General features: G+C 39.8%; 10 protein-coding genes. All 10 read right to left on the minus strand.

Features of this window, described 5'->3' with window-relative positions:
- Positions 1-2 precede the first annotated feature (2 nt).
- The 10 genes from FCN14_RS14050 to FCN14_RS14090 all read right to left on the minus strand — a co-directional run bounded on the left by FCN14_RS14050 (position 3) and on the right by FCN14_RS14090 (position 13,690).
- Positions 3-1,862 (minus strand): DUF2075 domain-containing protein, encoded by a 1,860-nt coding sequence (locus FCN14_RS14050; protein ID WP_138431925.1) that lies wholly within the window; start codon positions 1,860-1,862, stop codon positions 3-5.
- A 3-nt stretch (positions 1,863-1,865) separates the two neighbouring features.
- The gene (locus tag FCN14_RS14055) at positions 1,866-2,213 is read right to left on the minus strand and encodes a nucleotide pyrophosphohydrolase (RefSeq protein ID WP_138431926.1); all 348 of its coding nucleotides are present in this window, start codon (positions 2,211-2,213) and stop codon (positions 1,866-1,868) included.
- 249 nt (positions 2,214-2,462) lie between these two features.
- Positions 2,463-3,377 carry a nucleotidyl transferase AbiEii/AbiGii toxin family protein gene (locus tag FCN14_RS14060; RefSeq protein ID WP_138431927.1) on the minus strand — a complete coding sequence of 305 codons (915 nt, stop codon included), beginning with the start codon at positions 3,375-3,377 and terminating at the stop codon, positions 2,463-2,465.
- The gene (locus FCN14_RS14065) at positions 3,370-3,987 is read right to left on the minus strand and encodes a type IV toxin-antitoxin system AbiEi family antitoxin domain-containing protein (protein ID WP_138431928.1); all 618 of its coding nucleotides are present in this window, start codon (positions 3,985-3,987) and stop codon (positions 3,370-3,372) included. Before FCN14_RS14065 ends, FCN14_RS14060 begins: the two co-directional genes overlap by 8 nt.
- A gap of 280 nt (positions 3,988-4,267) precedes the next feature.
- Positions 4,268-4,441, minus strand: a complete 174-nt coding sequence (locus FCN14_RS15820; RefSeq protein ID WP_171032946.1) for a hypothetical protein — start codon at positions 4,439-4,441, stop codon at positions 4,268-4,270.
- Between the two features lie 375 nt (positions 4,442-4,816).
- A complete protein-coding gene (locus tag FCN14_RS14070; protein WP_138431929.1) occupies positions 4,817-5,677 on the minus strand; it encodes a YncE family protein in 861 nt (286 codons plus the stop codon).
- 72 nt (positions 5,678-5,749) lie between these two features.
- Entirely contained in the window at positions 5,750-6,631 is an 882-nt protein-coding gene (locus FCN14_RS14075) for a helix-turn-helix domain-containing protein (protein WP_138431930.1), read from the minus strand.
- A gap of 520 nt (positions 6,632-7,151) precedes the next feature.
- A complete protein-coding gene (locus tag FCN14_RS14080; protein ID WP_138431931.1) occupies positions 7,152-8,537 on the minus strand; it encodes a SusD/RagB family nutrient-binding outer membrane lipoprotein in 1,386 nt (461 codons plus the stop codon).
- 20 nt (positions 8,538-8,557) lie between these two features.
- Entirely contained in the window at positions 8,558-11,869 is a 3,312-nt protein-coding gene (locus tag FCN14_RS14085; protein ID WP_138431932.1) for a SusC/RagA family TonB-linked outer membrane protein, read from the minus strand.
- Positions 11,870-12,286: 417 nt separating this feature from the next.
- Complete coding sequence (locus tag FCN14_RS14090) at positions 12,287-13,690, minus strand: sensor histidine kinase (protein ID WP_138431933.1); 1,404 nt, start codon at positions 13,688-13,690, stop codon at positions 12,287-12,289.
- Positions 13,691-13,701 lie beyond the last annotated feature (11 nt).

The following is a 13,701-nucleotide window of genomic DNA, read 5'->3' on the forward strand; positions in this document are numbered from 1 at the left end:
AATTATTTTATCAAATTACTCTTGAAATACTCTTCAGTCTCTTTATCCGTACAAAAGATATAGCATCCCTTCATACCCCTTGTCATTAGCGTACGATACGTATTCTTGATAATACGATCGGCAACAGCGGCTGCTTTATCCGGATCTTTCTTTCGCATCTTCTTGAGGCCACGGATTGAGGAATCATAGGTATACCGCTCATCCAAATTAGTAATCACTTTACCGTCTCTAACCTTGAAGTCTGGACCAATTATTACTCCAACGTAATCTAACTCCAGTCCCTGGCAGGTATGTATGCAGCCGATCTGTTCCATAGATCCCTCCTGTACCAACCACTTCTGGCCATGATCCTTCAGGTTCCATTGTTTACTGAAGTCATGTTCCGGAATCACGATATCCATTGCTCGGTTATCCTTCTTGCTTTTCCACGGCCAACAATAACCTGCTACAACCCGGGATTTATCATTGATCTTATTCTTCTCTTTAATTTCCTCGAATAGTTTATTAGGAGAAGAGAATACCTGAAAATCATAATCAATATCAGACAGATCCGTATTAGCCGTATCTCTTATTTGTAGGGTGCGATCGACCCAAGCGAGGTATCCGTCCGAACCATTACATCGGAACTGGGAGGAAAGCTTTGTCTCAATAACTTCCGCATCAAATTCATCAGCCCACTTTCGGATCTCTTCTTTTCTACCAATATCGTTGATATGAATACGCTGATCTTCATCAATAAAGAAGACCGAAACGTTAGAGGCATTTATTATTTCTTTTATCTGGTTCTCCCCTTGATTGCTGTAAAGACCGGACTTTTCATTTAGGCGATGGGCTTCATCTACAACCAGTGCATCGAAATCATTGGGTTCAGCATCAATAAATTGTCCAGAGCTGCGAAACAGGTTTTCCACACTGGACCTTTTCATACTGCCGGTAAGATAGGAGGTGTAAACCTGGCGTGGGGCAGAGTTCTTCGTAACATAACTGGTGACATGCCCCTTACCTATTAACTTTACAAGCAGATTAACTGCAATAACAGATTTCCCCGTCCCTGGCCCTCCTTCTACGATGATTACTTTTTTTTGGTCTTTCTCTGCACTTTCAACGGCACTCATTACATATTCAAAGGCAACCTTCTGTTCATCAATCATTACAAACTCTTCATTGCCTTCAAGCATCGACTCCAAGCTATCCGCCAACATCTTGGAAGGACGAATCTCCCCGTTATCTATGCGGTAAAGAATATCAGAATGATCTCCATATTTGACATGCTTTTTGATGAAAGAACGAAGCTTTCGGTGATCACGCTGTTTAAAAACAGGAGCTTTATGAACGTACTCTTTGTAGAAATTATGATCTAAGACATTCTCTCCCGTAAAATTATGCAAATAGGCACAGGGCTTTAACTGTATATCATCCTCATAGACAGACTTGTTAAAATCCTGAAGCAACTTGGCATAAGACCATGCCTGGTAAGAAGGATGACTGGTATTATGCAACCCTCCCTGGAAATACGTTTTTACCACCCCGTCCATGTTCGTACGCTGAGCAGTTTCCCATTGCTTAAGCTCCACAATAACTGCATGATCTTCTTTATTCTCATCCTGTCCCGCGATGATGAAATCAATCCTCTTCGAAGTCTGCGGGATCTGTAACTCAATACTTATCCCCGAGTCATCCGGGATATCATCGTCATTCAATACCATATACATGTATTGCAATGAGTTTTTCCACGAGCGCTTTTCGGAATCGGATACACGCCTATTCAATCGTGACTCGTACATGTACGATATCGATTCCTGAACTCCGCCTGACTCTATATCATCTGTAAAAGACTCTTTATCCGCCTGGTAAACAATCATGTATTAAAGATCTGTATATTTCTTTGATGAACCTTTTGCTTTCTCAACAGGGTATTTTTCCCTGTTTTTTGCCAACTTCTTTTTTCCTGCTTCCAGTAAATTGATGTCATATTTTGAGGCCAACAATTGCAGATATAGGAATACATCCCCCAGCTCTTCTTCCAGCTTGTCCTTTTCGTCTGCATCCAGCTCAAAACTCTCTTCTCCCTGCATCCACTGGAAGATCTCGACAATTTCGCTGGCTTCTACCGACAGTGCCATTGCTACATTCTTGGGAGAATGGAACTGATCCCAATCGCGCTCTTTATTAAATTCTTCCAGCTTCTCTTTTAATTCTTGTAACTGATCCATTTAAACAAAACTAACTTCTTTTAAAAGAGAACCTGCTCTTCTGTTCATGCATATTCTCTTAATCTATATGTAACAATCAACCAACCGGCGTCGGAAGAAAACTCATTCTAAGAACTGGGAAGGGAAAGAGCAAGAACCAAAGGGGTTTAAGAGTTCTTATATGTTATCATGTACTCTCATTCAGATCACCAAGAAACATATAGCATATTATTGAACTGGATAAAGGGTTGTTTCTTATTTTTCAAACCATTAATTCCAGTCTGCCCCTGCTTCCCAATATTTGTCAAAATGTTCACTATTCGCCAACGCTTCGCTCACCGGCCACAAAAATACTTTTAGCCTATCTGCCACCTTTAGATGATCTTTGGGAACCTGATTATCTGAGATCTTACTCAGAAATGCATTCCACTGTTTTACTTTAGCTTCATCTTCGAAGAAATCGCCTGATAGAGCAGTCGGTATTCTGATAGGAATATCCGTTTCTCTTCGCTCAAATGTTTCCTTAATTGCTTTTTGAAGTTCGTTTCCTTCAAAAGAATGGTTTTCAGAAAGAAAATAAATATCATAGAAGTCTTTCATCCTACTATTGGCCAGATCAAAACTTACCATCGCCTGGTACTTCTCGGCAATAGCACTTTCTAATGTATAAGCCTGAATTTTCGGCTTATTGTTATCCAGCATTGTTGGATACTCAACCCACAACGGTTCTGGCGTTATTACATCACCAAATCCTATATCTATCTGAATAGTAATACGGGCATTACCTAAATTACCCCGGACTTTTATTCTTACTCCATCATAGGCCTCCTGCTCTCGGATTTCCTCCCCCTCCACGCTTTCCGGATCAAAAACTAATCCATCCTCTTCGACATTTATTTTACAGCATTCAACAATATTCTCTTCAAGATCTGGTATCGTACTATTGCCATATTTTAATACATCAATATCACGGGTAGGCCTAATATCGGAAATACCAGTAGCACGAAGCAGCAAAGCACCTTTTAGCACATAGTCATCTGCATTGGCCAATTTGCTCATCCGGAGGAGAAACTTCTCCATTGCATAGTACTGCAACAGTTCATTGAATGGACGGTTTGTTTCCCGGGCTTTATTGAGCAGTCGTTGATGAATGGAATCAATAGTCCCCTGACTGGGTTTATCCATGAGCTATTGCCTCCAGATATGGTTTTATAACAGTTTTAACACGACAAATTTCGGCATATTTCAGGATATCACTGTAGCTGGCTTTGTCTCGCTTAATGCCCTCTTCGAGTGCCTCCATTGCTATATCGAGTCCTATCTTATTCCGGAATTTGAAACAGTCGGCAATCGTCTTGGCTGGACTATAAACCTGGACCTCCACACCATCGATTTTATGACTCTCTATTCCTTTAGTCAGGCTCTCTCCTGAAAAGCGATACGTTTTAACTGGGGGATAGTCCAGCTTGGGATCCCTGTTGGTCCTGGGAATCGCAATATGGACGGCATGCGGAATTTCTGTGGTCATATCATGAAAGTCCAGCGCTGATATCAGACATACCCTTGCCTTGGGTACCTTTTTGGCAACGATGGCCAGATCGGGATTGGAAAGCATATCTGCATCTGCAAGTTTGTATACTCCCCGCTCCAGCTTGTTTACATAACCTTCTTCAAGCATCTTGTACAAGGTCCTGTTATGAATACCAAGATCTTCCGCTTCTGAAGTTCTCAGTATCCCCCCTTGCTTCTTAAATAGGCGTACTGCCTCATCAATTTTTCCCTTTGAAACATACATATGGATATCTTTGCATACATTTAACTATAAGTGTATGCGTTTTTATCCACATAATCAATTAAGCTATCGCTTTTAAAACCGGCAAGTCAAATTCAGTTGACTATTTAGATAATTCATCATTGAGCCAATACTTCTAGATATAGTTTACTAATATCTGACCTTCCAGTTATTTTTCCGGTTTATTTATTTGCATAACCTTATGCTAAGTATGCAGTTACATCAATATCACATGCATATACTTCCGGTTGGTTTGCCGGTTAACTTATCACTGCCCATGCTTTTATAAAAAGGTTGACCATTTATAAATATACCTAACTACATTCCTCAGCTTGGTATCACTTTCAAAATGATAAGCTAGTTCTGGTTCAGTACCCTCTTCATCAATTATAATTTTTTTTGTTTTACTCCATGCCTTCTCTACTCGATAAGGTTCAATTTTCTTGTAGGCCGACATCGAGGATAACCTTAATATCCTACGATGAAATAAGGTGACAATAAAAGATCTAAAGCGAGTAGCGAAGTACCACAAAGCCAAGCATAATATTCATCAAGCTATAAGCTAACTCTACACCAATAGATATAACTTGTATTGAAGTCCACCTGACAGGAACTGTCAATATACACGCTAATATTGGATCCGAGGTGCCATTCTGAATTCTTTTAACCATCCTTTTTTAGCTGAAACGAGATGGACAAAAATGTCCTTAGCGTTAATAGGAAATAGGGTATTCTTAATTTCCTGAACAAGTTTTTTGGGTTACTGATGAGTCATATCCTAAAATATGCTTCAAAATAGTCGGCAATCATAGTAATAACGCAGTTAAATAGGTTACTGTTCAATGATATATACCTTGTTTTCAAGGAGGGCAGGTACAATAAACTGATTGCCTCGATTATATATGCTAAAATCAGCTGGGCCAGCCATGAGCTCTTCCAAAGAAAGCAAAGTCACTTTTTCTGAATTTAGGTCCAGCTTATTAAGTACGCCTTTCTTTTTAAAGTCTTTCCAGTCGGAAAAAAACAACTCATTATTTTGATATTGTATTCCATCTAAGTAACCTTGATAACTTGAAACCTTTTCCATCTCAAGTTGACTTAAATCTATTTTCACAATGCTTCCGTTTGGCTTGTTATTTTGACCAAATCCAACACAAAAAAGTTTTGCTTTATCGTCGGATAACGCCAGTCCATTTGCACCTTTAATTTTTGGTATATTCAAATACTGATAAGAATTTTCTCTCAAATCCACTCTAGCTATTTTGCCTGTTTTAGTAGCACTCACAAACAGGGTTTGCTTATTTTTTACCACAATATCATTCAGATACTTGGCATCTTCTAAAGATAGTTCAAAAACCTGTTTGCGATTTGTTAAATCGAAACCCAATAACCGGTCTATGTCGGCCACATAAAGTGTGTTTTGGACTATTGCTAATCCTTTAGGAGCATGGAGCTGGGGCAAGTAATGAAGCTGTTCAATACTGAAGCTCGAAAGATCCACTTTACTGATAAATCCATCTTCATCCTTAGCAGTTGGCTGTAATTTTTGCCCAATATTACTAATATACAGATACCCGTTTTGTACTACTATACTTTCAGGATGGGAAAACCCATTTATGGTCTTAGTCAAAGACTGCGCTTGGAGATTAATAGATATGAATAAACCAATTAAAAAGATTGAGAATACTTTCATGGTCATAATCATTGATTAGCATTCAATTTATTACCTGTAATGCTAACCAGTTTGATCCCCAAAATCTGTTGTCTACGATTCAGATTTTGTGCTTCTTTGTTCAAGTTGAAACTGCTTGGGAGTTATTCCATATCTTCGCTTAAAAGCTTGAACAAAATGCGATAGATTTTTGAACCCAACCTCAAAACAAACCTGAGTAACATTGAGTCTCTTACTGCGGAGTAAAAATTTTGACTCCTGTAACTGTTTTTGCTTAACCCATCGACCTGGTGTTGTATTAAACTCTTTTTTAAACAAGCGTTTAAAAGTAGAAAGGCTATGACCCGATAGAAAAGCATATTCTTTGAGGGTGAGGTTTTCTTTATAATGCATATTCATGAATTCCCTTAAATCCTTGGCAGGTGATTTGCCCAAATTACTTAAGAAGGATTTAAATTCATCTCCGATCCCTTTTATTAGCAACAAAAAAAGTTCTTGAAGTTTAAGTTTTGCAAGGCCTTCCATGTCAGATAAATCCGAATCTTGTAAATAAGTTGATAATCCAGCTAAATAGCTCTTAAGCAAATTGTTAGTTTCAAATGTCCTCATAGGTGATTTTATATTTTCTGAGCCAGATTTTAAATCGATAAGACTACTTGTAAACTGATGAGCAAATTTATCCGAGAAAAAGAACAGCATACTCTTGTAAAATTCATCGTTCTCTAGCTTTTCTGAAAGCAGATAGTTACCCTTTTTAATCAAAAAGCCTTCCCCTTTGCGGATGATTTTATTTTTACTCTCCCCTAGGAGCTTTTTATACCCACTAGTAACAAAAACAACCAAGTTCTGTGTTAGCTGAACATTAACTTGCTCAACCTCTTCCTCTTGAGTATATGAGATTATCCTTAGTCCTTTAGAATCAATTATTTGTGGAAGGCCGTCCGATAAATTATCAGGAACTTTAATATGCGCCATTTTAAGCTCCTCCGTTTCAGTTATTAATTTCCACTTTTACTATTACTGTTATTCTTTTCTTCAACTCTTTACTTTAGAATTTTGAATAAATAGATAAAGGCCTGGAAATCAATCCAAACCTTTACTAGGGTTAGGGCTCTCTTGGTAAGGATTAGTACAAATCAAGTAACTAGCTTAAAACCTGTAATAATTAATGCTCATATCTTTTTAGGACATATAAATCAATTACCGGTTGATAGGAGAATCTATTTTTCCATGCCCAACATGAACATGAGAAGCGGTACTGATATAATCTTTATTTTTATTACCATCGTTATGGTATCCAATTACTTTTCCCTCTCCGGTATCTTTAAAAACGACTTAGTCATGAGCAAGCTAATCACCCATTTTTTTTCAAATCTGACCAAAGAAGTAGCAGAACTTTAACATTTATGTTACCGTATCTCATAAACAAATAGCTTTCTTAATATATAAAACCGCCCCAATCCTGAGGCGGTTTTATAAATAGGTTCTAATTTTCCTATTGATTTACCGGCGTTGCCTTAAACAACACACTTGCATCTTGTTCCGGCACATTTTCATTAGCATTCAGCTCTGAGTCTGGATAGAGGAATCGTTCCGGGAATTCCGGTTGTCCCGATACCGGCTGCAGATTAGTGACACCATAATCCACCCGCCGCGTGAAATTAAAGGCCTCAATTTGATGCATCAGAGACAAATACGTTTCATCTCGAATTTCCTGCATCAGTTCACCGAGGTCAGCAAAATCTGCTGCCGTGTAGTCATCGTAAGTTCCACCAAACACATTCTCATTATAGCCACGAGCATCGTTGAGGTGGTCAATTGCATCTACGGCAGCTTGATCAGCCAAGCTAGTTGCCGACCGTGCCGACGCTTCGGCCATTATAAGGTGGGTTTCCGACGCCCGGATCAACGGATAGGACGCAGATTTATAATACGCCCCGCCCTCGCTGATATTCAGGTCATCGCCAGCGCTGTTATAATAAAACGCCATCCGACCCGACTCGTCTGTTTTGGGGTCATTGGCCGTACGCTGTTCCATAAGGGGGAAAGCCAAGTTATCCCCGGCTGTGAAGTACCCAGACCGGTCAAAAACCTTAAATGAATACCAGTAGTTCATATTCCCCTGGTAGGTTTCCCCGTGGGGAATCATTAGGTCTTCGGACCCATCCATGGCGGTTACCCCATTTGATGCGGCCGCCAATGCCTGGGAGTAATTACCGGTGTGCATGTAGTAGCGCGCTTTCAGGGTATACGCTGCTTTTGTCCACAGCGCGTCATCTCCGTTATAAGAATAAGCATCCGCAACTTCAGAAGGTAATGGAGCGTTGAGATTAGAGATGGCATTATCAAGCAGTGACTGAAGACTACCATAGACATCGCCCTGAGCTTCATATTTGGGACTGTACTCGGGCTCACCAATTTGGGCAGCCTCACTATAAGGTACATCGCCCCACAAAGCTGCGACGGTTCCCATAACCAATGCTTCATTTATTTTTGAAATCGCAGTTAGAGAATTAGCTTTAGCAGTACTTTCACCTTCTAACTTACTCTGCGTAATTCGCTGGTTTGTTAATGCACGCGTATAAGCTAAAAACCAAGCACCACCACTATCTCCGGATGTATACCCATACGAATGGAATCCGGAAAATTGACGATCAGATCCTGTGGCCTGTCGCGTCCACATCGCAGCCACCTGGGCTGCCTCACCTTCCAAAAATTCTATAGCTGCTGTCTGGCCAGCTATAAATGTTTTTTCAGGCTTGGCATCCGTTGGATTATTTGGATCTTCGTTATATCCATCGGTAAACGAGGTGTTTACCGCCTCACAGCCAATAAATCCTGTGAGTAATACAAGTATTATTATACTTTTATATAGTCTCATAATAATATCACTTTAAATTGTTAGTAATTCACGCGCAGACTAAAAATCCACGAACGGGTATTCGGATTATTAAAATAATCCAAGCCCCGGCCATTACTTGGACCGGTCAGATTCGTTTCGGGATCAATGCCCGAATAATCGGTCCATAGTTTTAGGTTTCTTGCTTTGACGCCAAAGTCAAGCGAAGACAGACCAGTCAATTCCCGAAATCCTTCCGAGCTAAGGGAGTACGAAACAGAAACCTCGCGGAGACGAATAAAACTGCCATCTTCGATAAATTGTTCGCCCGGCCCCGTAAATCCTGATCCTCGACCTTGCCAAAACCAGGTTTCATCTACAATAACAGGCCCATCTCCGAAATCTTTAATATATCCACGAAATGTATACGTGCCATCACTATTCTGTTGATAAGCACCAGACTGCGGAGAAGCTCCGGTCCAATTATTATAATATTGATTCATTTTGGCTACAGTCCTTCCCTCAAAATTCAGTAAGCTCTGGGCTTTCTGAGCTGAAATGGTGGTCCACCAATCTTGGCTGCCATGCCGACCAAAGTAGGAGAGGGCCCCTCGTGTACCATTCCACACATCACCACCCTGCTTGATATCCAGCAATGCGCTCACTTTCAGACCTTTCCACTGGATGGTATTGCTGATGCCAGCCGTCCAGTCAGGATTGGGATCACCAATAACTTTTGAATCTCCCTCGACAGGAAAACCATTCGCATCAAGCACGCGGTTGCCATTCTCATCGCGCTCCCAGGCACTGCCGTAGAGAACGCCCACAGGTTTGCCCTCAACAGCTCGTGAGGAGGTCGAGGAAAAACCATTTAGAAATACATTGTCGACACCTGACAAAGCGGTTACTTCGTTTTCATTTTTATTGAAGTTAACCGATGTGGTGATAATTAAGTCTTTCAACTGCAGCCATTCAGCGTCAAGGGTCAATTCAACACCTTTATTCTCAATCTTGGCGCCATTGGCCAGTCGTTCAGAGAAGCCTGAAGATGGAGCCACATCTAACCCTAGAATAGCTTGGTCGGTATTGGTCTGGTAGTAGGTACCGGAAAGCGAAATGCGACCATCAAAAAATCGCAGGTCAAGTCCTAGCTCCGCTTCCGTAGTTATTTCGGGTTCCAATATCGGATTACCCTCTTGGGCAGCTCGAGAAGCACCTCCACCATAGTAGAGAGCATCCATGGCCGGTCCCCAGCCACTTCCGAAACTAGGCGCGAAATAATTAGTCTTAGTATTGTATGGACCAGGCTGTACCCCGGCTTTACCATAAGAGGCTCGGATTTTACCGAAGCTTAACAAGTTTTGATTGTCAAAGGCCTCAAGGTTTGTAAATCTCCAAGCCACGTTAGCAGACGGATAAAAATAATTTTCATCCGTTTGACTACCATAGGTCGATGCACTTTCGGAGCGTCCGGAAATTTTAATATCCAGCTGATTATAAGCTGTAACATTAAACTCCGAATATAGTGCTGACGTTCGAATAGTTGAAGTGTTCTGAAAAGGAAACCGATCCTGCGCATTTGCCACGTCTTTTGGGGCATCCTCTAGAACAAAGTTAGTTGAGGTCGCTCCCACATTATCAAATTTACGCTGGTTAAGGTTGTACCCGATCAAAAGCGAGCCCGATAGATCCTTATTTAGGGTGTGAGAAGCGCGAACAATCAAGTCATTGTTGATCTGTTCCTCAGTTATATTTTGCTCGGTAAGCTGACCTGTAGGTACCGTGGCGTTTTGAGTTGGAAATAGTTCATACCGTCGATCAGTATATCGATCATAACCAAATCGTTCCGTGATGCTCAGCCATGAGGTCGGATTATATTGAAGCTCAGTACTACCAATAAATCGATTAACTTCCGACTCATTCAGGTTCTCATTAATAATCCAGTACGGATTATCATATCGAGCACCTCCTGGCCGATTTCCTGTACTGTTTCGATAGGATCGGTGCCGCCCTTCAAAAACATTACCTTGCGGTGATACATAATCTACTAAATACGGTCTATTGTTAAAATCTGGCGGTGTACGATACATACCCAACAACAATCCAGATATATTAGAACCCATTTGAATACGATTGGATTTTGAACTTACGTAGTTAGTATGGACCGAGGCCGTCAATTCTTGAGCGAAAGAATGATCAATGTTTGCACGGAATGACGTTCTATCATAATCGTGGTTGCTTTTGACAATACCCAGCTCCCGCAAGTTAGAAGCATTCAAATAAAACGTGCTAGACTCGTTACCACCACTAATGCTAACTGAGTTGTCCCAACTGGTCGCATTTCGAAAGACCTCATCAGAATGATCCCACGTTTGCTTGGATCGTTTTTCGGTTATGGGAGCATAATCGTAATTACTCCGGCTTCTAACATCTTTTCCACCTGGCCGCAATGAGATCTTATCCCCCCAACTGGTACCAACGTAGGAGAATAATCCTGAACCACCGCCCCAGGAACCGTAAATACCTTGACCAAATTCGTTTTGGAGATCAACAGTTTTATTCAACTCGTTGATTTTCATTTCCGAATCAAAGGAGATGTTCACCTTATTTTGATCACTGCTACCGGTCTTTGTTTCTATAACAACAACACCATTAGCTGCTCGAGAACCCCAGATAGCAGCGGCAGAAGGTCCTTTTAGGACTTCTACTGACGCGATATCATCAGGATTCAAATCGTTCATGCGCGACTGCTGGGTTACACCAGCTACTCCGGATCCCACGTTGGAATTGTAAACCGGCACACCATCAATTACAAACAGGGGCTGATTGTCTGTATTAAGTGATTTGGCACCGCGAATAAGGATGCGAGCTCCAGCACCAGGATCTCCAGAACTCTGCGTAATATCTACGCCGGCTGCTTTGGCGGAAAGTCCTTGCAAAACCGAATTTTCACCGGATTCAGCAACTTCTTCTCCTGAGATATTCGCTGAGGATACGCCCATCTTATCTCGGTCTTCCTCGAATCCAAGGGCGCTCACCACAACTTCTTCCATCCCTAATACATCAGAAGTAAGTTGGATATTTCGCGTAACTGTTTCCCCACTTCCTACAGTGATTTCAACTTCATATCGCTTATATCCTACAAAAGTAGCCCTAAGCGTATATGTACCACTTGGGATATCAGATATAACATATTCACCGTTGGCATCTGTTGAAGCACCAATTTGATTTTCTACTAAGAATATATTTACTCCCGGAAGTGTTTCTCCAGAATTAGCATCAGTAACCGTACCGGTTACTGTACCATTTTGGGCCACAGACGCAGCCACAAAACAGAAAGTAAACACTACCATAGCAAGTAACTTTTTAGTCATAATACACCTTCATTTGATTAGAAGTATTGTGAAATAGGCTCTAACCTATATAGACAAAGCTCTCTTGAGAAGCAGAATGTGATAAGGTGTTGCATAAATATATGAGTCGTGATATTTTGGGAAATGCTTATCTGAAAGTACTTGATAATAAAATAGCCCAGCTAGTATCCTATTTTAGGGTGTGAATTATTCACTATGCTTAGAAAGTTGGATACCTTAAGCTGGGCTAACACAGTAATTGTGTAATTCTATGATATTGAATATTAAGTCGGCAAGTAACTAGAATGTGACGAGAAGTGAATATTTGTTATAGGTAGCTTGACCAAAAACTTAATATCTGAGAAACCTCTCTTGAAATAGAAAAAATGATTGGGCATTAGCAATTGCCACAGTAGAGATTTGATGTTACAGTACCTTTTAGCTTACAGTACTATAACCCCCAATTGCGCTTCTTGAACCTTTTATTTTTTGTTTCTCAAATAGAAATTCAACTAGTACCCCATTCTGATTTTTAATACTTAGCTCACCTTCTAATTGCTTAATAAGCTGACGAATTATGTCAAATCCTAAGGATTTTTTTTCAAGCTGCTTTGCTGATATTCCAGCCCCATTATCCTTAATAGATATAGATACCTTTCCTTCAATTTCCTTTACAGATATATCAACATTACCTTTAAACTTACTTTTAAAAGCATGGACAAATGAATTACTTAAAACTTCATTAATTATAAGTGCACATGGAATAGCTTGGTTGATATCCAGCTCAAAACTATCACAATCAACATTCATTTCAATTTTATGTGTAAAATCATAAGACTTCTTAATTACTTTAGTAAAGTCATTTACGTAGTGTTCCATTTGAACACTTATTAAAGAGTTTGACGCGTATAGTTTTTCATGTATTTGAGCTATTGTCAGTATTTGGTTTTCACACTCAATTAATGTCTTTAATATATGATCATCATCGATATTAAATTTTTTTAGCTGTAGTAGGCTCATAACTACCGCTAAATTATTTTTTACTCTGTGATGCACTTCCTTAAGTAGTACTTTTTTTTCTACTAAGGAAGTCTCCAATTTATTCATGTATTCAACTCTTTCAGAAATATCACAGTATAGTATGTAATAAATAGTTTCATGGTTTGTAACGACAACAGGTATACCTGCTACTAACACTTCAACTTCAGTTCCGTCTTTACAAATCCGAATAGATTCTTCTTCAAATGTCCCTTCTTTATCTACCTCTTTTAGTTTGATTAGATCTTTATTCCCCTCTTCTCGATGACAGGTAGAAATTAAATCATCAATATTTTTACCAATAACCTCTTCTTTTTTGTATTTAAAGATCTTCTCAAATTTATTATTTGAATCTAGCAAGTTTCCATTAGAATCAACTGTAACAATTCCAACGGGTGCATTTTCAAAAAGTTTAGATTGGAGCTTATTCTTGTATTTTAGCCTTTGCTCAAATTCAATACGTTCAGAAATATCAATCCCTGTACCCATAATATAGTATTCCCCATTTTGCTTGAAACGGGTACTAGTTATTTGATACCATCCATGTGATCCGTTTTTTCTTTTAAGTTTATCTACGAATTTAACACCACCGGACTTAAATACAGACTGAATTCTCTTCTTAATTCGTTCATGGTCCTCTTCAAAATGAAAATCAAGAGGATGCATAATCTCAATTTCTTCCCTGGTGTAACCAAGTTCCTCAACAAAATTATCATTTACCCTAATAAAATTTCTTTCTTTATTAAGTATATAAAAAAAACCCGGTATTACATCTAGAATCTTTCTATTCGGAATATTCTTCATTCAACATTGGC

It is taken from the genome of Fodinibius saliphilus, assembly GCF_005869845.1.
Lineage (GTDB): Bacteria > Bacteroidota > Rhodothermia > Balneolales > Balneolaceae > Fodinibius > Fodinibius saliphilus.